This is a genomic window from Gemmata obscuriglobus (assembly GCF_008065095.1).
In the GTDB taxonomy this organism is placed as follows: domain Bacteria; phylum Planctomycetota; class Planctomycetia; order Gemmatales; family Gemmataceae; genus Gemmata; species Gemmata obscuriglobus.
This window is the reverse complement of sequence record NZ_CP042911.1, coordinates 2,386,507-2,410,767: the sequence shown is the minus strand read 5'-3', so window position 1 is coordinate 2,410,767 and position 24,261 is coordinate 2,386,507. Positions and strand designations below refer to the sequence as shown.

Annotated in this window: 19 protein-coding genes; 4 read left to right on the top strand and 15 right to left on the bottom strand. The window is 66.9% G+C overall.

Annotation, left to right across the window (positions count from 1 at the left end):
- The first annotated feature begins 268 nt into the window (after positions 1–268).
- The 3 genes from GobsT_RS10100 to GobsT_RS10090 all read left to right on the top strand — a co-directional run bounded on the left by GobsT_RS10100 (position 269) and on the right by GobsT_RS10090 (position 4,770).
- The gene (locus tag GobsT_RS10100) at positions 269–1,894 is read left to right on the top strand and encodes an HD domain-containing phosphohydrolase (protein ID WP_010034972.1); all 1,626 of its coding nucleotides are present in this window, start codon (positions 269–271) and stop codon (positions 1,892–1,894) included.
- Between the two features lie 87 nt (positions 1,895–1,981).
- On the top strand, positions 1,982–3,160 hold the full coding sequence (locus GobsT_RS10095; protein WP_010034975.1) for an FAD-binding oxidoreductase: 1,179 nt from the start codon (positions 1,982–1,984) through the stop codon (positions 3,158–3,160).
- Between the two features lie 161 nt (positions 3,161–3,321).
- A complete protein-coding gene (locus GobsT_RS10090; RefSeq protein ID WP_010034978.1) occupies positions 3,322–4,770 on the top strand; it encodes a (Fe-S)-binding protein in 1,449 nt (482 codons plus the stop codon).
- Positions 4,771–4,839: 69 nt separating this feature from the next.
- On the opposite strand, the gene GobsT_RS10085 is transcribed toward GobsT_RS10090, so the two are convergent.
- The 15 genes from GobsT_RS10085 to GobsT_RS10015 all read right to left on the bottom strand — a co-directional run bounded on the left by GobsT_RS10085 (position 4,840) and on the right by GobsT_RS10015 (position 23,760).
- On the bottom strand, positions 4,840–6,063 hold the full coding sequence (locus GobsT_RS10085; protein WP_010034981.1) for a glycosyltransferase family 4 protein: 1,224 nt from the start codon (positions 6,061–6,063) through the stop codon (positions 4,840–4,842).
- On the bottom strand, positions 6,063–7,133 hold the full coding sequence (locus GobsT_RS10080; RefSeq protein WP_010034984.1) for a glycosyltransferase family 4 protein: 1,071 nt from the start codon (positions 7,131–7,133) through the stop codon (positions 6,063–6,065). Before GobsT_RS10080 ends, GobsT_RS10085 begins: the two co-directional genes overlap by 1 nt.
- Before the next feature lie 132 nt (positions 7,134–7,265).
- Entirely contained in the window at positions 7,266–8,468 is a 1,203-nt protein-coding gene (locus GobsT_RS10075; RefSeq protein WP_202903382.1) for a glycosyltransferase family 4 protein, read from the bottom strand.
- Between the two features lie 350 nt (positions 8,469–8,818).
- Positions 8,819–9,982: a glycosyltransferase family 4 protein gene (locus GobsT_RS10070; RefSeq protein ID WP_029600680.1), complete on the bottom strand. Its 1,164-nt coding sequence runs from the start codon at positions 9,980–9,982 to the stop codon at positions 8,819–8,821.
- Positions 9,983–10,247: 265 nt separating this feature from the next.
- A complete protein-coding gene (locus GobsT_RS10065) occupies positions 10,248–11,381 on the bottom strand; it encodes a glycosyltransferase (RefSeq protein WP_010034995.1) in 1,134 nt (377 codons plus the stop codon).
- A 2-nt stretch (positions 11,382–11,383) separates the two neighbouring features.
- Positions 11,384–12,553 carry a glycosyltransferase family 4 protein gene (locus GobsT_RS10060; protein ID WP_162097339.1) on the bottom strand — a complete coding sequence of 390 codons (1,170 nt, stop codon included), beginning with the start codon at positions 12,551–12,553 and terminating at the stop codon, positions 11,384–11,386.
- Between the two features lies 1 nt (position 12,554).
- Positions 12,555–13,640 (bottom strand): glycosyltransferase family 4 protein, encoded by a 1,086-nt coding sequence (locus GobsT_RS10055; RefSeq protein WP_157506547.1) that lies wholly within the window; start codon positions 13,638–13,640, stop codon positions 12,555–12,557.
- A complete protein-coding gene (locus tag GobsT_RS10050; protein ID WP_109571169.1) occupies positions 13,637–14,584 on the bottom strand; it encodes a glycosyltransferase family 2 protein in 948 nt (315 codons plus the stop codon). The genes GobsT_RS10055 and GobsT_RS10050 overlap by 4 nt, the downstream gene beginning before the upstream one ends.
- A 250-nt stretch (positions 14,585–14,834) precedes the next feature.
- On the bottom strand, positions 14,835–15,980 hold the full coding sequence (locus tag GobsT_RS10045) for a glycosyltransferase family 4 protein (RefSeq protein ID WP_071529237.1): 1,146 nt from the start codon (positions 15,978–15,980) through the stop codon (positions 14,835–14,837).
- Between the two features lie 173 nt (positions 15,981–16,153).
- The gene (locus tag GobsT_RS10040) at positions 16,154–17,776 is read right to left on the bottom strand and encodes a lipopolysaccharide biosynthesis protein (protein ID WP_010035008.1); all 1,623 of its coding nucleotides are present in this window, start codon (positions 17,774–17,776) and stop codon (positions 16,154–16,156) included.
- 364 nt (positions 17,777–18,140) lie between these two features.
- On the bottom strand, positions 18,141–19,220 hold the full coding sequence (locus GobsT_RS10035) for a glycosyltransferase family 4 protein (RefSeq protein WP_010035009.1): 1,080 nt from the start codon (positions 19,218–19,220) through the stop codon (positions 18,141–18,143).
- A 212-nt stretch (positions 19,221–19,432) separates the two neighbouring features.
- The gene (locus tag GobsT_RS10030; protein WP_148087684.1) at positions 19,433–20,167 is read right to left on the bottom strand and encodes an FkbM family methyltransferase; all 735 of its coding nucleotides are present in this window, start codon (positions 20,165–20,167) and stop codon (positions 19,433–19,435) included.
- 327 nt (positions 20,168–20,494) lie between these two features.
- Positions 20,495–21,961, bottom strand: a complete 1,467-nt coding sequence (locus GobsT_RS10025; RefSeq protein WP_010035012.1) for a hypothetical protein — start codon at positions 21,959–21,961, stop codon at positions 20,495–20,497.
- Between the two features lie 102 nt (positions 21,962–22,063).
- Positions 22,064–22,744, bottom strand: coding sequence for a class I SAM-dependent methyltransferase (locus GobsT_RS10020; protein ID WP_197905108.1), 681 nt, complete (start codon positions 22,742–22,744; stop codon positions 22,064–22,066).
- Complete coding sequence (locus GobsT_RS10015; protein ID WP_010035017.1) at positions 22,741–23,760, bottom strand: glycosyltransferase; 1,020 nt, start codon at positions 23,758–23,760, stop codon at positions 22,741–22,743. Before GobsT_RS10015 ends, GobsT_RS10020 begins: the two co-directional genes overlap by 4 nt.
- Before the next feature lie 273 nt (positions 23,761–24,033).
- Between GobsT_RS10015 and GobsT_RS10010 the strand changes: the two genes are divergently transcribed.
- Positions 24,034–24,258, top strand: coding sequence for a hypothetical protein (locus GobsT_RS10010; protein ID WP_148087683.1), 225 nt, complete (start codon positions 24,034–24,036; stop codon positions 24,256–24,258).
- Positions 24,259–24,261 lie beyond the last annotated feature (3 nt).

Genomic DNA, 24,261 nt, shown 5'->3' with positions numbered 1-24,261 from the left:
GTAGGAATACGGTCGCGCAGGGGCAGTGGCGGCCGCCCGGCGCCCCGTTTCGCCGGGCAAGACGCCCGGGGCCTTCACGCGCCGGACGAGCCGGGACGGCGGCGCCGTTGTGCCGCAACCGGTCTTGCCACTGCGCAACACAGATCGGCCTCCAAAACCCTGACGCGCAGCGACTTTTGTCGGGGCCGTGTTCTAGATTTGCGGGGTTACAAAATTGACCAGTCCCGCCCTTCGGCCACCCCTCTCCGCACCGGAGCGCCGAAAACGTATGGAACCGCCCAGCACCGAGCAGCCGTGCGTCACCCTTTCACTCGCCGGCGACGGCACCGCCCCGCGCACCTGGACCGCGTCCGGGCACCTGCGCATGGGCCGGCTCCCGGAACTCGAGGTCGCCCTCGACGACCTGTCCGTGAGCCGGTTGCACGCCGAAGTGTACCTGCTCGACGAGGTGTGGGTGGTCCGCGACCGCGGCAGTTCCAACGGCACGGTCCTGAACGGCGTACGCATCGGCCGCACCCCGCAGCCGTTGAAGGCCGGCGACACGATCCAGATCGGCGCGCTGGTGTTCACGGTGGACCTCGTCCGGGTTCGGCCGATCGCGGTGCGGCTCGGGAACCAAACGGTTCACGTCGAGGCCGCGGCCCGGCGGCACCCCGACCCGATCGACACGACCGCCCCGGTCGGCGCCGGCCCCGAGCGGCCGGGCTTCTTGCGACTGATCCGGGCGGCACACCGGCTGGCCGAAGCGCCGCGGCCCGCGGACGCGCTTCAGGCGCTAATCAGCGACGCGCTGGTCTGTTTCGGGGCCCGCCGGGCGGCGGTGTTCCTCGTGGACGACGCGACCGGCCACCTCGCCGCCCGGCACTTTGCCGCCCGCGGCGGGCGCCCGCCCGGCAAGACGCTCGCCGCGGTCGCGCTGCGGCGCCGGCAGTCGCTGCTGTTCGCGGACCGAACCGAGGCCGCCCGCTACCAGGCCGAGAGCGCCGTCAGCGGCGACCTGAACTCCGTCATCTGCGCGATCCTCCAGGCGCCGGACCGCGCGTTCGGTGCCCTCCACCTGGACCGCGGGATGGAGGCCGAACCGTTCACCGCCGCGGACCTGGAGCTGGCCGACACGCTGGCCGACGCGGTCGCGCTCGGGCTGGACCGGCAGCAACTGATCGAGCGGAACCGGGCCATGTTCGTCCAGACCGTCACGGCGCTGGCCCAGGCCGTGGAGATGCGCGACGAGTACACCGGCAACCACACCCAGCGGGTCACCACCTACGCGCTGCTGCTGGCCGACGAGTTGGGGCTGCCCGACGAGGACCGCAAGCAGCTCCAGGTGGCCACACTGCTCCACGACATCGGCAAGATCGGCATTGATGACGCCATCCTCCGGAAGCCGGGGCGGCTGTCGGACGCCGAGTTCACGCAGATGAAGACGCATGTGCTGCGCGGGGCGGAGATCGTCCAGATGATCCCCGGGCTCGCGTGGGCGCTGCCGGTCGTCCGGGGGCACCACGAGCGCTGGGACGGGCGCGGGTACCCGGACGCACTGAAGGGCGAAGAGATCCCCCTGACCGCTCGCGTGGTGGCGGTGGCGGACGCGTTCGACGCGATGACCTCGGACCGCCCGTACCGGGCCGGGATGCCGGCCGCGCGGGCGTTCGCCGAGCTGCAAACCGGCGCCGGCACCCACTTCGACCCGGCGTGCGTGGAAGCGTTCGCGCGCCTCCGGCCGCGGTTGGAAGCGCTCCTGGAGCGCGAAGCGCGGGAGCGGCGTGACGCCGAAGCCGGGCTCCACACGCTGACGCGCCAGGAGCTGGACCGCGAGCGGGCGGCGCTGGCCGGCGCGGCGCTCGCGGCGCTCCGCGACGCGGTCCACGAGAAGGCCGGCGCGGACCGGGTCTGATCCGCTCCGCCGGACCGGCGGAGCGACGTCCCGCCGCGAGGTCCATACAACACCACGGTTGCACCCCACCACCCTCCCCCCGCAACCGTGGCCGACTCCATCCGCATTGATGAGTTCGATCCGCTCCCGGTCGAACGGCCCGGCACCGTCGCCGAGTTGGGTGCGCTGGTCACCCGCACCCGCGCTCGGAAGCACGGCCTGTACCCGGTCGGCGGGCGCACCGCCATCGACTTCGGCCGGCCGCCGATCAAGCCGGGCGCCGCGTGCGACACCACGGCCCTTTCGGGCGTGATCGACTACCCGGCCCGCGACATGACCATCACGGCGCGCGCCGGCACCACCTTCGCGGCCCTCCGGGCGGAACTGGCCAAAGAGGGTCAGTGGCTCCCGATCGACGTTCCTTCGCCCGAAAGGGCGACCCTGGGTGGCGCGGTGGCGGTCAACGCGAGCGGCCCGCGCCGGTTCGGGCACGGCACGCTCCGCGACTACGTCATCGGCATCTCGTTCGTAACGGACGACGGGGTGGAGGTGAAGGCCGGCGGTCGCGTGGTGAAGAACGTGGCCGGCTACGATCTGATGAAGCTGCAAATCGGCGCGCTCGGCACGCTCGGCGTGGTGACGCAGCTCACCTTGAAAGTGAAGCCCAAGCCCGAGGCGAGTGCGGCCGTTATGTTCGGCTGCGACACCGACTCGCTCGCGGGCGTGCTCGACACGATTGCCGCGAGCAAGACGCGACCGGTGGCGGTCGAGCTGTTAAACCAGACCGCGTGGCGAACGGCGGGGATCAGCGCCACAAGCTCCGGACCGGATGCCGCCTGGGTGTTCGTTGTCGGCTTCGAAGAGAAAGGGGCAACGGTGCGGTGGCAGGCGGCGGCGCTGTTGAACGAGCTGAAGTCCGCCCCCATCCGCCACGTGACCGAGCTACCCGACACTTCGGCTCTCGACGCGCTGACGGCGCTGCAAGGACGTCAGCGCTCGCGGTTCATCGCGAAGCTCGCGGTCCTGCCGAGCAAGGTGGCGGAGGCGGTGGCGCGGCAACCCGCTGGAGCCGCCGTTCACGCGCACGCGCTGTCGGGTGTGATCTGGGTTCACTCGGACGAAGCACAGCCGGACGGGGCGGTGCTGCACCGGTGCCCGCCGGAGCAGAAAAAGGGGCTCCCGATCTGGGGCGCCGTGCCACCCGGATGGGAGCTGATGCGGCACATCAAGAAGACGCTCGACCCGGATAACGTGTTCAACCCCGGCCGCCTGTTTGGCGACGTGTGAGCCCGCTCGTGTACACCCGGCACGTAACCGGCCGGCCAGGGTGACGCCCACGGCCCGATCGCTCGCGCCGCGAGCCGCGGGCGCTCCGCGGTCGAGTCGGTAACGGATTTCGCGGCCCGGCGCCCCGGCCTCAAAGCCCCCACCAGCCCGCACGGAACGACATGGCCACACCCACTCCCAACCTGGCCGATTCCGAAGCGCAGCGGACCGCGCTGCCAATCCTCTCCGCGAGCGTCGCCGCCCCGACCGCGACCGGAGCCCCCCTCCCCGCCCCGCCGCACGGTCACGGCACCGGCTCGCATGGCCCGCGGGTCGATTACGAGCTCGTTCTCGACTGCGTCCATTGCGGCCTCTGCACCGCGAGCTGCCCCACGTACATGGAAACCGCGAACGAGGCGGACTCGCCCCGCGGGCGCATCTACCTCATGCGGGGCGTCATCGACGGCACGCTCGCGCTCGACAGCGACGTGAAGCAGCACCTCGACCTGTGCCTCAACTGCCGGGCGTGCGAGACCGCGTGCCCGTCGGGCGTGCAGTACGGGCGCCTCATCGAGCCGTTCCGCGAGTTCATGAACGAACTCGAACCCGAGCGGCAGGTGCAGTCGCTCAACGCGGTCCAGAAGTTCCTGCTGTTCCACGTGTTCCCGTACCGGTGGCGCAACCGGGCGTCGCTGGCCCCGGCCCGCCTGATGCAGTGGACCGGGTTGGACTGGCTCACCGAAAAGACCGGGCTCATGGAACTGGTGCCCGGGTCGCTCCGCAACATGAAGCGGATGCTCCCGGACCTGAAACCGCACTACGGACAGCTCCCCGAGGTGCTGGAGCCGATCGGCCCGAAGCGGGCGCGGGTGGCGCTGTTCTTGGGCTGCGTCGCGGACGCGCTCTACCCCGAAACGAACTACGCCACGGCGAAGGTGCTCCAGGCGAACGGGTGCGAGGTGTGGATCCCCCGGAACCAGGGGTGCTGCGGCGCGCTGCACTACCACGCCGCACAGGAAGGGCCGGCGCGGGAGTTCGCGGCACAGAACTGCGATACCTTCGGCGCGACCAACCCCGAGACGTTCAAAGATGTCGATGCGATCATCACCAACGCGGCCGGGTGCGGGTACCAGCTCAAGGACTACGCCCACATGATGCACGCCACGCCGCACGCGGAAGCGGCGGCGCGGCTCCAGAGCAAGGTCCGCGATGTCAGCGAGTTCCTCGTGGAACTCGGCCCGGTGCGACCGAAACACCCGCTCAACATCCGGGCCACTTACCACGACGCCTGCCACCTCCGGCACGCACAGCAGATTTTCAAACAACCGCGACAGTTGCTAGAAATGATCCCGGGGTTGGAACTGATACCACTGGCGGAAAGCGAACTGTGCTGCGGGGCCGCGGGCAGCTACAACCTGACACAGCCCGAAATGGCCGACCGGCTCGGGAAGCGAAAAACGGCCAACATCGCGGCCACCGGCGCAAAGGCGCTGTTCACGGGCAACGTCGGGTGCCTGATGCAGATCACGCGGCACTTGAAGGCGCTCGAACCGGGCGTGTGGTGCGCCCACCCGGTTGACGCGCTCTGGGCCAGCTACAGCGGCGAAATGCCGAAAGGACTTGAAGGGTGAGATCGGTGGCACGGGCAACTCGCACCCGGTCACGAGTTGCTCGGCAGGCGCTCCCGGCACCGAAGAGCGCTACTGCGGGCCGGTCACCTCGCGGTATATTTGCAGCAGTTGGGGGCCGTAACGCAGCGAGTCGAACTTCGCTTCGGCCGTCCGCCGCGCGTTCGCCCCGAGGCGCAACCGCAGTTCCGCACTTTCGGCAAAGCGCCGCACCGCCGCCGCGATTCCCGGCACGTCACCGGGGGCGGCGCCCAGTGCGTCATCACCGTCGGTAAACAGTTCGGCCGCTCCCCCCGCCGCAGAGACCACGACCGCGCGGCCGCACGCCATCGCTTCGGCGACCGTCAGCCCGAACGGCTCGGGCAGCGTGGACGCGTGGACCATAACGTCGAGCGCCCGATACACGTCCGCCGTATCGGTCTGAAACGGCACGAACGCGACCCGGTCCGCCAGCCCGCGTTCCGCGGCGGCGGCGCGCAGCTCCGCTTCCGAGAACTGCGCCGCGGTCGCGTAGATCGCACCGCCGACGATGTACCACCGCACCGGCAGGCTCGGCGCCTCGCGTGCCAGTTGTTGTGCGGCGTCGAGGAACGCGAGGTGCCCCTTCCAGCGAGCGTATGCGGCCACCAGTCCCACGCGCACCGTGCCCGCCGGGGCGGGCGCCACCCCGGCCAGCGCGTCAAGGTCGGTGCTACGGCCACCCGGCTCGAACCGGGTCAAATCCACCGCGTTCAGTGCGGTGCGGACCGGCACGCCCGGCAGCGCCTTCGCGGTGTCGGCGGCGACCGCCTCGGATATCGCCACCCCGGCGCGCACCCGCCCGCTCCCGCGCCGCAGCAGTTTCGCCGCCAGCGGGCGCAGCCCGTAAAAGTCGTGCAGGTGCCACACCACCGGCACCCGGCGCGGGACCGCGAACCGGGAGAGCAGGTGCGTCTTGATGCCGTTCGAGTGAACGACATCGGGCCGGAATCTCGCAACCGCAGCGCGAAGGGCCGCGACGTACCCCGCGCCGGCCGGTGCGGCCAGCGCGGTTCGCGCGAGCAGCGCCAGCCGGCCGGCCCATTTCCCACCCGACCGCAACTGGCTGTCGCCGAGCCGGGCCAGCGCGCCGGGGACCGGAACCGCCTCCACTTCGGCCCCGAGCGCACGCGCCTGGGCGAGCAACGGGCCGTCGCCCGCGGTCAGCACACCCACCGCAACCGACGGGTCGGCGCGGCGGACCCCGGCGACGGCCGTGATGAGCACCCGCTCGGCCCCGCCGAGCGTACTCACCGGGCTCAGAAACAGCACCCGCATCAGCCCCCCCCCGCCAGGCGCAGGTACGCGTCCGCGATGACCCGCGCGTGTTCGCGCCACGAATACAACGCCGCGCGCGCCAGCCGGTCCTCGCGCGGGGGCGCGAAGCCCGTACCGTTTAACACACGCGAAACCGCTTCGGCCCATGCGGGCACGTCCGCGACCGGCCGATACGCGACCGCCTCCCCGCCGACCTCACGTAAGACGGGGATGTCGCTCGCGACCACCGCCGCACCGCAGGCGAGCGCTTCGATCACCGGCAGCCCGAAGCCTTCCGCTGCGCTCGGCACCAGCACCACGCTGGCGCGGCGGTACAGTTCCGCAAGCTGCTCGCGCGACAGGCCCGCGAACCGCACGATGCGCCCGGCGGTGCCGAGGCGTTCGATCTGGTCCGCGAACGCCCGCGCCCACGGCGGGCCGACCTGCACCAAGCGCACGTCCGGGTGGCGCTTCAGCACCGCGGCGAACACGTCCAGCAGCACGTCGATGCGCTTCCGCGGAATGTGACTGCCGACGTGTAACAGGAACGGTTCGGGCGGGAGGCCCGGCGCGGGCAGTTCGACCGACCCGCCGTCCGGCGCGAACTCGTGCGCCACGCCGAGGGGCGCATGCACCAATTTTTCCGCGGGCACGAGCCCCGCATCGGTGAGCTGACGCCCCACTTCGCGCGAATTGTGAAACACCACGGCGGCGGCCTGCATCCCGCGAAGGGTGCGACGGGCCAGTCTCCGGAACCACCACGGGCGCGGCTCGCGCGCCGGCTCGAGTAGTGATCGGAACGCGTCGAGGTCGTGGCAGTACACACCGGCGCGCCCGGGGGGGAGGGCCAGAGTCGCGTGCGCGTAGCTGTGGTCGACAATGTGGAAGAGATCAAATTCGCGGGCGCGCGTTCGCAAGAACCGTGGGAGCGTCAGGTGCCGGTTGACAAGCCGGTCCACATTAAATGCCGCGTTCGTGCGGCCCACCACCGGTGACCGCTGGAACAGCCGCACGAACGGCGTTTCGAGGTCGGTCGCCGTTAGCGCCGTGCCCGGGAGGTGCGCGAGAAGTTGGTCCGCGCACAGGTCCATGCTGGGCCACGTTTCGGCGCGAAAGTCACGCACGACCCCGAGGCGCGCGGCGCTAACGGCGATCGGACAATGCTCTGGCGGCACGCAAAACACCCTGGGAAACGCAAGTTACGGAAGACCTACCCAAAGGTCCTAATTCCGCTTCTCTGCAAGGACGCGCTCGAAAAAGTTGAGGTACTGCCGCGCCACAACCGGCCAAGCGAACTCGTCCCGTGTGCGCTGCAACCCCTTGTCTGCAAGAACGCGGCGTTGGCCTGGGGACGCGATCAATTCTCCGATCGCGCGTGCCCAACCGGCAACGTCCTTCTCACCGACAATCAGACCGCTGTCACGAACGACGAACGGGATCTCACCGCTGTCGCTACCGATGAAGGGCACGCCGGCCGCGAAGGACTCCACGACCATGCGCCCGAATTGTTCTTTCCAGTTCGGCATTGTCTGGCTGGGGGCGCAGAGGACGGTCATCGCGTTCAGGTAAGCCGGCACAAAGTCGTGGGTCACGTCCGTGCAAATCCGGACGCGATCGCCATATTTAGAAGCCCATTCGCGCAGTTGCGATTCCGACGGCCCCGCACCGACGAACAAGGCGCGCCACTCCCCGGGCACCTCATCGAGTGCGGCGGTGAGCAGGTTCAGCCCCTTGTCCGGCACGAACCGGCCAAGGTAGCCGATCACTGGCGCCCCCCCCGCCCATCCGAGTTTCTGAAGCACGTTCCGCCCCGCCTCTGGGTCCGGCCGGAACGCCTCCGTGTCGACCCCCAGGGGGATGCGCGCGCGAGGCTTGTCGTACCCCCGGCGGGCGGACAACGTCTGCTCGACCAGTGAGCCGCTACAGATCCACCCCGCGGCTTTATGCATCGCGTACCGCTCGACGAGCGAGAACGGCAGCGGGTACGTCTTGTTGATACTCTGTGCGGTGCGGAACACGAGGGCCGAGTCGCGCGGGGTCCACCACGCCACCTCGCCCCCGGCAAGGATGTACGGCTCCTCCCACGCGTGAACCGCGTCCCAGCCCTCGCGCAGCAAGCTGCGGAGCTGCCGCCCGTACAGGAACAGGTGGGGCCGCCGGGTGAAGTACGCGTTCAGTGGAACGACCCGGCACGGTTCGTCGGCCCTGAGTTCGAGCCGCACCGGACGGAGGTCGCTGCCGTCGAAGTATTTCGGCGCCGCGGCGACCACTTCCCACGAGCCCCCGCCGACGCGGGACATCTCGTGCGCGAGTCGGCGGTTCATCCCGACCACGTAGGAGTGGGCGAGCGAGAGCAGCCGGCGGGGACGTTTTACCCGCACGAACTGGGGAGGGGCGACGACAGTCGTTTCAGCAGCATCACTCACACGCTCACCACTTGTCTTATTAAGCCGGTTGGCAGTCCGGCATGTGCGAATCTAAAACCGCAGCAGCGGCCCGAGCGGGCGCCCGTATCACGAACGCTCAGAGTCAAGCGTCAGTATCGTGCGCCCGAACCATGGACGCAATTACGACACGTTCGGCCCGCAGAGCGGGCTCAGGAGCAGTTCCGCGTCAGCCCACCTAAAACGGCGCGGCTACGCACCCGCGAGCGCTGGCGCCACGATCTGGAGCACCACCGTCGCGAAATCACGCACAACAGAGGGCCCAGTAGCCTGGTCGCCACTCCGCGGGCACTCATACACGACAATCGCCCCGATACAACCAGCAAAATTGATCAACCGCGATTATACCTGGAACGATCGAGCAACTCATTGAAAAAGTCCAAGTGTTGACCGGCAACGACCGGCCAGGCGAACGCGGTGCGAGCCCGCTCCAACCCGCGGGCCGCCAGTTCGTCGCGCGCGTTCCGGTTTTCGACCAGTTCGGCCAGTGTCACAGCCCACGCCGCCTCGTCGGCCTCGGGAACCACGCGCCCGGCGTCGCCAATGACGTGCGGGATCTCACCGGAATCGCTGCCGGCGACCGCAACCCCGCACGCGAACGCCTCGATCAGCATTCGACCGAGTTGCTCCTTCCACCGCGGCGTGGTTTGGCTCGGCGCCGCCAGTACGTCCATCGCGGCGAGGTGCGCGGGCACCCGATCGTGCGGCACCCCCGTAACCACCCGGACGCGGTCACCGTACTTCTGCCCCCAGGTCCGCAGTTCGATCTCGAGCGGCCCCCCCCCGACGAACAGCGCCCGCCACGGAACCGAGAGCATGTCAAGCGCCCGGGTCAGAAGCGGAAGCCCCTTCTCGCCGATGAACCGCCCCAAGTACCCGACCACCGGTGGGCCATTAACGTCCCACCCGAGTTGCCGGCGGACGGCCGCACCGGACACGGGATCCGGCCGAAACACATCAAGGTCAACGCCCAGCGGCATCACCCGGTGCGGCTTGCTGTCGTAGCCCGAGTCGCGTCCCAACTGTGCGTCCACCGTTGTCTGGCCGCACGCGAGCCAGCCGTCCGCCCGGCGCAGAACGGACCGCTCGAACCACCGGAACGGCAACGGGTACCGCTTTGCCAAGTTCTGGGCGGTCCAGAACACGAACGGCGCCCCGGCGGGCGCCCACCGGGCCACCTGAAAGCCGGAAAGCGTGTACGGCTCCCCCCAGCAGTGAACGAGATCCCACGGTTCGCGTAGCAGCGCCCGCACCCGCCGGCCGTAGGCCATAACGTGAATCCAGCGAGACAGGTACGCGGCGACCGGTTCCAGCCGGCACGCCTCGCCTGGATAAGGTTCCAATTCGATCTGCCGAAGGTCACCGTACACGAATTTCGGGGCGACCGCGGTCACCTCCCACGTCCCTCTTCCGGCAAGGGCCATCTCGTGCGCCAGCCGGCGATTTAGCGCCACCACGTACGAGTGGCCAACGGTTAGCAAACGACGGGCCTTCATTCGCTCTCCACCTGGAGCCCATCAGGGCCGCTTGCGGCTTTTTACCGCTACTGTCGATGTTACGGGTAGCAGCGGCCTAACAGCAGTGGCGCCCAAGGCGTTCGCTCACAACCGTCAGATGGCACGCGACTGGTTTAGAACTGTTCGCGCGAACAGTCTGTGAAAATGCCCTGCCGTTAGTGGGTAGCGAGTGGGTAGCGATGTACCAGCGGAGTGCCAGTTCGCGGCCAGCCGCGGTACCAGCGAACGTCTCATGACTCGGGCTTTATCCCGCCGCCGAGCGACCGCGAAGCACTTCGAGCGTATTCTCTAAACTAAATCGTTTGTGATACAGTTCCGCACCGCGCTGGCCGACGCCCTCCCGCGCCCCGGCGGGCAGCGCGATCAGGGCCTCGGCCTCGGCCGCCAGGGCGTCAGAACTGGCAGAGGGCGCAAGCGCGACACATCCCGCCCCCTCAACAGCCCACATCCTTTCCGTGGCCGCGCCCGCGTTCGACACCACGGGTATACCGTTCGCCAGCCCCGCCATCGCACTTCCGCGTCGGCAGCTGAGCCCATCAATGTACGGCTGAAGTAGCATGTCGCAGCGGTGGAAATGTTCCGCGATGCCGGAGCCCGACAGCCCCCCGACCGCGGTCACCCGGTGCGCCAGTGCGGGGTGCCGATCCCCGAACGAACCTGCGAACTTGCCCGCGCCGCGTCCGAGCAGTAACGCGACCCGTCCCGCGGGCGCGAGGAGGCGTGCGAGTGCGGGTTCGAGCAGGGGCGCGACGGCCGCCCCGTACGTCCCAAAATGGCCGATGGTAAAATTCCCATCCGCCTTGAGAGCCGGAACGCGCGGAACGTGCGGGATGTTACTCGGCACCGGCACCCACTCGCCTGGTCGCGCGCGCGGGCTGAGCCGGCGCAACCGCTCGGCCCACTGGGGCACCGAGACGAGCACTCGATCCGCCCCGCCGGCAACGAGCCGGGCCATAACCGCGTTCGCGGCTCCGAGGATCAGGTGCGGGTAGCGCCACGCGAACGGAAACGCAACCTCGTGAAACATCACCCAGACCGGTGCGATCCGGGGAGCCCGGGCCGCCACCCACGCAGCGAACGGTAGGTTCAGCGCCTTGTACCCGTAGGCGTGCGGCACGTACTGCACCAGTATCCGATCCGGGCGCAGCCGGGCGAGTTGGCCGTCGAGGGCGATCAGCCCGCGGGGGCCGAAATGGTCCAGCAACCGAACGACCGTCACACCTGGATCGTCCGCAGTCGGCCCTGAGTACCGGGGCGCGAACACCGTCACAGTGTCCCCGGCCGCGGCCAACCCACGAGCCACCAGTTGGGTGTAGTCCGCGACCCCGCCGGATTTCGTCGGGTACTCGCCGGTAATAATCGCCCAACGACGAGTCATTTTTAGGTAGCCGCCTGCCGAAGTACGTTGATCAATCGGCTGAGGTGCGCCTCAGCACTGAATCGCTTCGCGGTCTCCCACGCGCCAATACGTAGTTGGTGCCAATGGGCCTCGGTGGAGAGTATACGGACCAACGCCGAGGCCAACTCTTCGGCATTCGGATGGAGCCCCGGGGCAGACTCACCGGACACACCGGGTTCGAGCCAGTCCGGAACCCCACCCGTCGCAAAAGCTACAGCCGGCAGCCCGACGCAGCCGGCCTCGACACCGACCAACCCGAAGGGCTCCGGCCACACGCTGGGGACGGCGAGTACGTCGGCCGCTCGCATCTCGGCCGCCCGCCGGTCGGCCTTCACCCACCCCAGGAACTCAACCCGAACCCCGAAACGTGTCGCCTCGGTCGTCGCCGCTGAAAGCGCCGGACCGTCTCCGGCAACCACGAGCGTGAGTGTTCGCCCCAGTTCCGCACACGCCCGGGGCATCGCCTCAATCAGGTGCGTGAGCCCCTTCAGCGCGGTCACCCGGCCCACGAACAGCACCCGGTCGGACCGCCGGCGCGGCACGGGCGGCTCCGGGTCGGGCACGGCGTCCGGGGGGAACAGCGGCAGGAGCCGTAGCCGGTCCGCAGACACCCCGTGCCGCCCGTATTCGGCCGCCATGTGCCGGCTGGCGACGAGGACGGCACGGTACCGGTCCACGTTCGCGCGGCGCCGGCGCTGGGTCCGGTACAGGCCCAACATGGTGAGCGGGTTCCGCCCGCCGCACCCCCGCGGCAGGTACGCCGCGAGGCACCCCAACCCCAGCACCCGGTCGCAGGGCTCGAACCGGGGCCGCGAGTGGCACTTGGTTCCGCTCACGCAAGTGCCGTGGTAGTTGTGCGCGTAAAATATGGTTGGGAATCGGTCGGCGAGGGCGGCCTCCAGCACCGTGTCCGCCAGCCCTTGGCTGTACACCACGTCGGGCGCCCACCGCACCACCTCGCGAAAAGCCTCCGGCCCGACCCACACCGGCACCCCGGGGACGCCCGCGCCCACCCCCGCGTCGGTCGCGCCGTGCTCGGCCAGCAGGGCCACATCAAAACCGCGCGCACGGAGGTGCGGGAGCACGGCCCGAAGGTAGGTTTCGACGCCGCCAACGATACTCAAATGCTGTGTCGCAATCAGAACTCGCATGTCACCCTGCGGCATAGGCTTCCAGGCATCGCATCACGGTACCGCCCCAGGTGAAATGGTTCAGCACCCGCGTGCGGGCGGCCCGCCCGAGTTCGCCAACTGCGGTCGCATTGTCCCGGAGGAACTCGAGCCGCGCGCGGAGCGCGGAGGGGTCGTTGGGCGGCACCACGAACCCGGTTTCGCCGTCCGTGACCACTTCAGGCAGGCTGGCCACCGCGGTACAAATGCCGGGCGCACCGCAGGCCATTCCCTCGATCAGCGTCTGGCCGAGCAGCTCCGGCACCTTCGATTCATTGCCGTAGCAATCTCGATACAAACTTGGCAGCACTACGCACGCGGCCCGTCGGTAGGCGCGGACGATGTCGTCGTCCCCGCAGTCGGGCCGAAACGTGACCCGCTTGCCGGCCGCCAGCCGCTTCAGGTCGGCGAAGAACCGCTCGTGGTACGGCCGGCCGATCAGCTCCAGGTCCATCCCGCCGGGCAGCGCGTCAATAAGGACGTCCACGCCCTTGTGCGGCATCAGCCGGCCGACGAACACGACCAGCGGCTCGCGCGGCACGCTCGAATCAGGCGCGAACAGGTCGGTATTCACCCCGCCGTAAATGACGCCGGCACCGGGACGCCCGACGTGGCCAGCCACCTGGCGGCTGTACTCACTGATGTGCAAGTGCCCGTGGAACCAGCCGTCCGTATTCAGCCGGGAGGAGAACCCCCACCCCCCGGCGCCGAGGTCGGACGCGAACGCCCGCCGCCCGGTGGCGCGGGCGAGTAAAGCGCAAACCTCCGAGGCGAGCATGCGGGGCTGGTGGCAGTGGACCACATCGGCACCCGCAACCGCGCGCACGACCCCCGAGTGGAACCGGTTAAACGCCTGCCCGCGGACCCGCCACGCCGGCCCGAGCACGCGCACCCGGAGCCCTTCGGGGGTGGTGAACCGCCTGGGCTCGTCGCCGAAAGCCACAAGGGCAGTCGGCACGACCTTCGCCATGTGGCGGGCGAGTTCGAGCGAGTACCGCTCGGCGCCGCCGAACACGCCCCCCTCCCCGAACAGGGCGGGGGTGACGTGGACCACTCGCGGATGGCTCATTCGTCCAGAACGCATGGTTGGTACCGGCGCCGACGCGCCATCCGAGTTGCGTGCAAAAGGGCCAAGCCGAACGCGGCGTTCTTGGCCGCCAGTCGCCACGGCCACCGCGACAGCCCGACGTATCCACGGTACGCACGCCAGACCGCCGACCAACGCGCCGGGCCTCGCAGGTGGCGAAATAAGAAGTACAGGTTGTCGCGATAGTGCCGAAAGCTCTGCCGATAGATACCCCACTCGCGCCCCCAGTACCCGGCGGAGGTCTTCGCCTGGCGAGTGCCGCCGCTCGGCGTGCTCAGGTGGACGAGCCCCGCGGCGGGCGCGAACCGCACCTTCCACCCGCCCGCAATCACCCGTAGGGACATATCCGTGTCATCGCGGAAAATCTCGATGTTACGATCGAACCCGCCGAGCCGGCACAGTATCTCCCGGCGGAACGACATGTTACACCCCCGAGCAGTCAGCACGTCGGCCGGGGTGGTGTGGTCGAACGTGGCGTACTCCCAGCCCCGCCTCGAGTCGAAGGACCGGGGGTCGGGTTGCTCGGCCGCCGGCTCAACTCCGGGGTCCAGAATACGGCCCGCGACGCCACCGACCGCGGGATCGCGGTACGCGGCCAAATGCCCGTCGATCAGACCGGGGAGCGGCACGATGTCGTCGTCGAGGAACAGCACGATCTCCCCGCGTGCGCGGCGGATGCCATCGTTGCGGGCCGGGACCATCCCCGGCCGGTCCAGAGAGACGTACCGCAACCCGGGCGTGGCGAGGACGTCCGCGGGCAGAGGGCCGGGCGGTAACTGGTCGATCACCAGAACCTCGCCGACCGCCGGGTCGATGTGCGGACCGAGCGCGCGCAGCGTGTCGCACAGCGGTTCGTGGCGACGGTAGGTAACGATGACCACCGAGTACTGCAGGGCGGTAGGCGTTGGAGCTTGAACTTGTGCCATTCGTTCGCCTCGGTTGAGGCCGTCGCAGATTAGAAGGTCGAACGCCCGATGGCACGCACTTCCGCGGTGCGAACGTTCGAGCAGCAGCAACCCGAAGAACCACCACACCGTCGATCGCCCTTCACGAAATAAACGGAAGGACAGCAAAGCACTCTTTCGCAGTCTTGTTACGACCGTCGGCACTTGTTCAAGCGGCGGGCGCTCCGACCAAGCACCAATGGAGGAGCCGGCACCACGTCGTATACCTGTACTATGTCTGGTCGCACCGGCCAAGCGCCTTCTGATAAACCCGCCACGTCTGCTCAGCCATCCGGCTCACGGTATATTCCTCCGCCCGTGCGGCCGCCAACCGACCGAGGACAGAAGCGCGCTCGCTGTCGGCTAACAACCGATCGATGGCGCTCGCCAACTGCTCTGGATCGGCGGTTTCGACCAGCACGCCCGCGGGGCCTACCACTTCGGCCGGAGCCGAGGCAGTTCGCGCGACCACTCGCGCGCCCGCCGCCATCGCCTCAAGCACCGGATAACCAAACCCTTCGTACAAACTCGGGAACACAAACACGGACGCCCGGCGATACAACCATCTGAGCTCTGCGTCCGTCACATAGCCCACACGAATGACCTTCGGCGCGAGACCGAGTTCAGCAACTAAGGCATCAAACTCGGCCTCGCGTTGCGGCGTGACGGCGGCACGGCCATAGAGTACGAGTTGCGCACAGGCCGGGCGACACCGGGCGAAGGCGCGCAGCAGCCCTGCAAGGTTTTTACGCGGCTCAAGGTTGTACGGCGAAAGCACCACGCGATCGTGCGCCAGAACTTCTGCAACGGCCACTGCGGTCGAGTGGCCGAGAAAGTTGGTCCCCAGTTGAATCACATCAATCCGCGACGACGGCACGCGCCAAAGCCGCTTCACGTCATCGGCCGTGGTCGCGGAGATGCAGACGAGGCGCCGCGCCTGGTGCCGCGCCGCCCAACGGAACAACCGATACGGACGAGACCGTACCGCCTGCGCGTATTCGGGAAACAGCTCGAACATCAGATCAAGAACGGTCCCCACAACCGGGCACGGGGCTAAAACTGGCAGCGCGGTGTGCAGGCTGTGACACAGGTCAGCCTTCAGCCTCCACAGTACAATCGCAAGGCGGAGTTGGTCGAGCACCATTGAACCCCGCCCGTGCGTGCGGGGAAAGTGCTCGTATCGCCACCGGCTTCGGGCCTCGAACACGCCAGCAAATTCGGGCTGCGGTTCTGGAGTACCACCGAGGAATACGAACCGCGCAGGCGGGGCGATGTCTGCCAATCCACGAAGCAAGTCTGAGACGTAGCGAAACTGGCCGTTCCTCGGGACCGGAACATCAAGCCCGCCGCCGTCAAGAACGATGATCGGTCGGTTCATGCGGCCCCTGCTAGAATCACGTCACCTACGACCAGGACTATACGCGGCCGATACGGGCACTATCATTTAACATATCAGCAGTCGAAAATTACACGCAGCAGCACCAGGGCAACCACAGCCACCAAACAGCCCCCGAGTCACGCTGAAGCGACCGCCTTCAATCGGCACGACGGTTACGCGGGAGGGATGCTTGAACCGCCTGACGGCTCAGTTCTTTGAACAGCGTACGGCTCTGCCGGCGATTCACCAGCAGAAGCACCTTGAGGAGCCGCCTCTGCGCGGAGCGCATCAGACGCAGGAGGCGCAAAACCCAACTGGCGCCGGACTGACACACGGAACCCCCGGGTGTAGTCGCGCAGCGGGTCACGCCCAAGCAGCGGGTACAGCGCGAAGGCATAAACAATAAACCCAACGGCCGCGACTACCCCGGCCGCTGCGGGATCACTGGCCATTGACGAGTAGCCAAATGCCACGAATGGAATCAGCACTGCGGCTAACCGTACGATGAGCGGAGCGAGCCACCGGAACACCTCGACAGGGGCGAGCCCGAACCCGGTACGCAATACGTACAGCGTGACCGGGCCGTTCACGAGGCACGCGGCTGTCAGAGAGCCGAGTGGCACCCCGACCGGTCCAAGCAGGTACACCCACAGTGCAGCAGAAAGCACAAACACCAATCCATCCAACAACCCCATAACCGCCATCAATGCGTCGAACCTCAGGGCGGCCAGGACCACTCCGCTTGCACAAGCCATATGCCGAACGAACATCGCAACCACCGCCAAGAACGTGACCGTAGGGCCGACGTATTGAGCCGGCCCGACCCACAGCGGAACGAATGCGGCGTTCAGCGCCAGCACCGCAAGCATAAGGAGGCCACTCACCATCCCCATTCCCAGTCCCAACGCACGGCACGCCCGCCACACCCGCTCCCGGTTTCCAGCCGCGTGCAATTCAGCTACCGCTGGCAGTGACGAGATCGCCAGCAAATACGGCTGGTTATTCACCAAAGACACTATCTTAGTGGTACACACGTAAGCCACCACAACAGTCGGACCAGCGACCCATCCCAGCACGATCAACTCGACCCCGTTTAAAAGGAGCTGAGACACTTGCCTTATGCTCGTCCACAAGCTCGGTCCGATCAGACGCACCAGGCTTGCACGCCCAGGCCACCCGCTGACACCTTGAGCCGCAGGGAATCTCATCCGCACCCGCATCCACGTCGCCAGGACCGCGGCTACCTGCCCGGCAGTCCACCCCACCGACAGAGCAACGAGCCCGTACCCGGCCATCACAAGCCCCACCGACACCACCGTTGTCACGGCCCACGCCCCAGCCGCAATAGCAGATCCGAACGCCAGATCCTGGAGCCCTGCGAGAACGGCCCCGTACAACCTCAGAGGGAACTGGACCACAAATCCGACTAACACGATGGCCAGCGGCTCACCTAACTCGGGACGCACAAATGCAACCCCCATCCACACAGCAATCGCGGCCAGCGCAACCACTGGCGTCTGGAACCAGACCAACCACCTGGCCCGACGCACCACCTCTCCCACGGGTTCGACAGCGCCTACAGCCCGTGCAACCTCACGCGGCAGCACAGCCGTCACCCCGAGATCAAGCAGCGACATTAAGGCCAGCACCTGGCCCGCAACTAACCACCGCCCGTAGTCCACAGATCCAAGCCGCGACAGCATGAACGGGGTCAACATCAGCCCGGCAATCGCAACTGTGATTTGGAACCCATACCCGATGGTCAGTGCGCGGGCTATCTTCGCTGTGCGACTCACGAGAATCCTCTCAAGATTACGGTTGCCAGCACCTGCCCCCCACTCCGGTGACGAGTTATACACCCGACTCGCAGGGCCGCAGTAGCGCGCTCTCGCCCAAGACCGGCCATGCCCCAGAAGAGCGAACAAACAGTTCGCGAGAACGAGCCGTCGAGCCGCTAGGCTGGTCGCGGTCAAAGAACCATCAACACAACATCAAACAGACCGTTTACCGCCTACGCAACAGCTACGCCAGAAGCTCTCGCCACGTATCGCAACCGATCGGCTATCACCACAGCACATACAACACGCGTTGATCAAGGGTGTTTTGGCAACGGCGTCTATACTTCTCAGCGGCTCAGCTCTATACATCATTGAAGCCGCGTTACGCCCCGCAAGCCTGCACGAACCGCTTCCCCATATCATCCCAGGTAAATGCTCTGAGCGTGTCTGAAAGCACCTGAAGGTGGCCCCGAACCGCGGCCGAATCGGACCGCCACCGCCGCAAGCGCTGGACCAGATCGGGCGCGTCATCCGGATCGGGAAGCAGGAGGTGGGCCAGTTCGGGCGGGTACCGCTCGGCCACTCCCGCCGAAGCGGTGACCAGAGCCGGCAGGCCGCAACACAGCGCCTCATGCACCCCCAGCCCGTACGCCTCGTACCGCGTCGGGGCGACGAGCGCGTCCGCGGCGCGGAGCAGATCCGGAACGTCGCTGCGGAACCCCAGAAACCGGACACGGTCCGCCAACCCGCCCTGCCGCGCCCGCTCCTCCCACGCGGCGAGTTCTGCCCCGCGGCCGACAACGGCCAGAACCGGATCCCACCCCGACTCTTGGCACAGCGTCGACCACGCCGCAAACAGAGTGTCGAACCCCTTCCGCCGGTCACCGAGAGCGCCGATAAACATCACCACCGGCCGGTCGGACGGCCAGCCGAGTTTCGCACGTAGCTCCCTTCGGTCGTCTTCTGTTGCAGGCCTGAACAGGTCCGGATCGGTGCCGTAATAGACGACCACGGCCCGCTCCGGATCGACCCCACAGCGGTTGATGACGTCCGAGCGGGTCCGCTCCGAGTTGCAGACCACCGTTCGCGCGGCCCCCAGCGAGACACGCTCGGCCCGCAGCTCGAGCACCCGATCGACCCGCCCCTTTAACCGTCGGGCGAACGAGGCCGGCGCAGTCGGCCGGAACGCGGCGTGAACGTAATGAACCCAGTTGATGTCGGTCGAGACAAAATTGCCGCCGTTCGCCACAACCCGTTTGGACCCGCCCTCCCGAACGGCACGCGCCGCCGCCCACCGGAGCGGCCATCGGCCGAGGAAGTACGAGCCGAGCGGCTTGCGGGCCGTTCGCACGCGGACCCGGTCCAGGGCCGCGAGTTCAGGGCTCGCCCGGTGCGTAACCAGTTCGACGGCGTGCCCGGACCGAGCCAGATAGGACGCCAGGGCATAGTTCGCCCGATCCATCCCGCCCGTCGGAACAAAATCGCCTGTAACGATGGCAAAGGTAGTCGAGGGTGAGGTCACGCGATGAGCCGCCCTGGTGCGAATCGGTTCGGAGCGCAAGGAAAGGCACGGGCGTTCTGTACGCCCGTGAACACCCAGCACATCATTCCGGTCTGGCCCGTTGATCAAAAAAACGCGACCATTGGCCGCCCGAAAATCTAAAAACCCGCATACTATCCTCTCCCTAAACATCGCCAACCGCGTTGCCGACAGCTGGCCACAACTTCAGGCGCAAGTGTTGCCAAGTAACTCGGCGCCTCGTACACGCGGTGCGCCGTTTCGTCCGCCGGTTTGAGTACAGGACCGCGAAGCACCCAACCAATGGCGTACAATTTGTAACCATAGCTGCGTAGGATTTTGCCAACTGCTCCGCCTGGGCCAACGTGGTCTTCGAACACGATGTTTCGGATGCGGCCTGCCGCGAGGGAATGCGTGGCACCAGAGAGAACGGCTTGCTCATGCCCCTCCACATCGAGCTTCATCACCCCAACCTCCCGATTACCAAGAAGGGCATCAAGAGGAGCGACACGAACGGCAACGCTGCCGGAATCAGCTATACGCGCCAGTCCGTGGTTCTTATCGGAGCCATCTGGACAGGCGAGTCGAGCTTCGCCTTCATGGTCGCTTAGCGCGAGGGGAAACACCTGACAGTGAGCAAATTGGCCGGCCCCCGTGAGGCGACTCACATTACGACGCAACCGCTCAAGCACTGGCGGGTAAGGCTCGAACGCCCACACTTCGGCAGCCCGAGCCGCGAGCAGCCCAGACATCGAACCGATATTCGCCCCAACATCCAGCGCGAGCAGCGCGGGGTCCGCAGCTCGAAACAGCACCTCTGCGACAGCAAGATCAAACACACCAGCAGTCCACACACTACGGCCAATATCTTCACGAATATCAATTTCCAATGCACAACCCCACGGGAGTCGCACCACTTGGATGGGGTCCTTGGGCGGACGCAGGCCTCGCACTATTCGACGCAGCACCTGCCTGGGCCGGTAGACATACCACGGCTTTAGTACTGACAATGAAATCACAAACAACCCCTTTAATAACACGCTATAATAAATATAAAATCACCTCTTTAGCCCGCACCCCGGCCCAAGCGCAACGTCTCCACAAATCCAGCACGCCTGGACCGAGCCAGGTGGATGCCAGGGCGTAGTTCGCCCGATCCATCCCGCCCGTCGGAACAAAATCGCCTGCAACGATGGCAAAGGTAGTCGCGGGCGAGGTCACGCGATGGGCCGCCCTGGTGCGAATCGGTTCGGAGCGCAAGGAAAGGCGCGGGCATACAGAACGCCCGTGAACACCCAGCACATCATTCCGGTCTGGCTTGCAAAAATCGCATAGGAAAATGTGTTCGCGAGCGTGGCAATATTCATGGCAACGATCAACCCCCCCCACCCGGCTACAACCGGATCTTTCACCCAAAGCATGGCCCGGAGAGACGCCCAGCCCCCGACGAGCACGGCCACGTACCCCGCGAGCAGGAGGAACACACCGCCGTCATAAAGCCACGCCGTCGGTTGGATCTCGACCCACAGCGAGGGCGACTCCAGGTTCATCGGGTCGCCGAAGTAGGCCGTCATCATCCCCCAGCGCCCCGCGCCGGCCCCAACAGGGTACTCGGTGATCAAGTCAATCGTGTGCTCCAGGAAGCGACCACGGCTGGAGTAATAGACCTGATCGGCCCGGTCTGCGACCAGTGTTTCCAGCCGGGCCGTAACCGCGTCGCCGCCAACGGTCGTCGCCCAGACGAAGCCACTTGCAACTGCCGCCGCCGCCCCGCCACCGATCCAGGCCGCCTGAACGAGCCTTCCGCGAGACACCGCCAGAAGCAGTGACACGATGAGCCCAATGCCGGTGAGAACGATGCCGGTGCGAACTTGGCACACGTACAAGCAGAACATGCCTATGACCGCCCCGCCAGCACCAGCCAACCGGAGCAGTAACCTGCGCTCGTAAGAGACCAGAACCAAACCGGCGAGCACCGCAAACATTCCGGCACCGGCGGCACCGCCCGGCGTGTCAGTCAGACCGAACGGCCGCCACACGCGCTCGCCGTTGGCGAGTTCGATTTTTAGCCCCTCCGCCATTTCACCGCTCTGCGCCTTAACGAACTCTGGGTCCGGGGAGAACTGGTCCGGGTACATCACCTGCAAGACGCCAACGACCGCACTGAGCGTTTGAAAGCCCCACAGAAGCAGCATGGCCGTGCGAAAGTGCTGGGCGGTCAAGCGAAACCGGGTGGCCCAAAAAACCGGTGCCCAGATCGCAACAGTCAGCCCCAGTTGCGCCACGGCAGCGAGTCGCGAGTTGACATCCGGGTGAAGCGCCCCGAGCCCGGTCAGACCGATCACGAGCCACACCCAGGACGAGTTTGGGAGCGTCGGCCCGTAGCGCGGGAGCAGCACCAGCATCAGTAAGCTGCTCGCGAAAGTAGCAACCCGGAACCCGATCCGCAGCGGACCGAGCGGGGCAACAAGAGAGGCCTGGCAAACGAACTGGAAAAGTAAGAAGCCGTACAGCCAGCGTGCGGCGCCGGGACCGGTATAAGCGACCCCAACGGGATTCGGCGGTGCAACGGGCTGAGGGTACATTGCGATCACTTTACGCTGCGGAAACGGCTCGATAGTTTCACACCCGCCTGCGGCCATCACGTTCGACTTCGCACGGCCCGCAGGGGCCACCGCAATCATCGACGTTTTGCCTACCGATCGGAATGAACACCAGGGTCGCGTTCGAACCATTCCGCACCCCAGTCACCGGACCACTGACCGAGCCGGGGTGCCGGCACCTGATCATGTGCGATCGCCATTTGAGACCGGCCGCCGACCCACTACCAGCACGTTATCCGACAGCCTCCGGGGGAACAACCGGGACGCCCACCGAGGCCAGTGACGGCTGATGCCGGGAACACGACCGCTTTTGGTGTATTCGACAGCCACGTCGGCCAAGCCGCACTCACGAAAAATGCGCCGCAGATCGATCTCCAGCAGCGCCGTGATGTGCGCCGGGTAGAGGCCCGGGCGCTCCCGGAAACCGTTAAATTCGCCTTGCACAACCAGCGTGAGCAGGCTCAACAAGCTCAACTGATTCGGGGTCGTCACGACCACCCACCCGCCGGGCTTCACCAACCGCACGAGTTCACGGGCGAAAGCGCGAGGGTTTTCCAAGTGCTCGATCGTTTCCACGGCGACGACGCAGTCGGCGACGGCGTCCGGTAGCGCAACGCGGCCGCTGTCCAGGTCGGTGAGGTGGAACGCGCCTTCATCGGGGAAACCGTCGTAGCGGAGCACGTCCGTGCCGGCATACGACCCGAATCGGCCTTTGATGTACTGATACAACTCTCCACGCCCACAACCCACGTCGACGACGGTTCCCCCGCCGCTGTGACGCGCGGTCAAAACCGCTGCGACCAGTTGATAGATAGCCACACCACTGGTGCCGTGCGTTTGCTCGGCCCGGGCAAGAGTCGTCACGACGATACCTTTTGTAACAGACCCGCGATACGGTCCAGTTGACGGTGTGGGGCGCACAGTTCTTCAGCCCGCTTCGGCCCGCCCGCACCCAAGGCGGCGCGGCGGGCCGGATCGGAAATCAGTTCCGCCAGCGCGGCAGCAACCGCAGCAGGCTCGCCCGGCGGGACGAGCACCCCGCAGCTCGAATCGACCACCTCGCGCCCGCCGCCCAAGTCCGAGGTAACGACCGGCAGACCCGCGTACAGGGCCTCCACGAACACAACCCCGAACGGCTCGGGGCCGGCGTTCGGCTGGCAGTACACGTCCGCCGCGGCCATCAGCCGAGGCACGTCAGACCGCTGGCCCAAGAAACGCACCCGGTCCGAGATCCCAAGCTGAGCGACCGCCGCCCTGAGTTCGGCAAAAAATTCCGCTTCGCCGGCCTTCTGCGGGCCGCCCGCGAACCACACCTCCCACCCAGGCACACCCTTCAGCCGCCCCAAGGCCTCCACATGAACGCGCTGCCCTTTCCACCGCTCCAGCCGCGAGGCCTGGAGCAGCACGACCGCGTCGGCCGGCGCACCGAGTTCGGTCCGCACCGCGTGACGCGTGGCCGCGCGGTCGAACGACTCCGGAGGCGCAACCGGCAGGTACACGACTTCGACCGGTGAGCGGGCAAAGAACGTTGCCGCCGGGACGGCCGTAAACTGACTGTTGGCGAGCACCAAGTCAGGAGCGGTCCGGGCGGCCCACCGGTCCAACCAGATGGGCCGGGCGAGCGCGTCGTGAACCGCGTTGACCAACCCCACCCGGCTCCCACGTACCACCGGCGCAAACACCGCGTGCGGCCAGTTCGCGTGCGTCACCGCCGCACCGAACGGCGCCCCCCGGAGCACTCGTTTTAACCGCCGCCGCGCGCGGAGCACGGACCACGGGCGGCTGAACCGAACTGCTCCCAAGTCGTGAACCGGCACTCCCGCTGCAGACAACTCGTCCCACAGCCGCCCGCGGAAGCAAAGCCCGAACTCCGGTTCCATCTCTGGACACAGGTGCCGGGACCGGGCCAAGGTCACCAGGTATGTTTCGATACCACCGTACAAGTTCCCGGCAGTCAAATGGAGGACCCTCACATCGCCCTCCCCATTTGGCAATCGGCAGGCTCCCCACGGAGCACCCACTCGAGCTTGTTTACCACCGTCATCAGTGACTGATACCCTTCAGCGACCTGACGAGAACCGGCCGCAACCTCCGCGCGGTTTTCCAGGACCCGGCGGATCACCTCTCGCATCCCCGCGGCCGCAGCTTTCGGCGTGGCCGCCTCGAACGCAACCGAACTCGGTGCGATGCCTCAATTCGAGCCGCGCGGCGGGCGTAAACGCCCGTTTGACCGCGAGAACGCCTATGCAGGGTTCAGCAGCGAATTACTGGTCATGACTATCCATAAATTCGGAACCTTCTGCGTTATGTTGAACAACGTCTTCTTGCCGACGGTGAAGGCGATCTGCGTCACGTGTTTCTTAATCGGCTCAATCTAACCC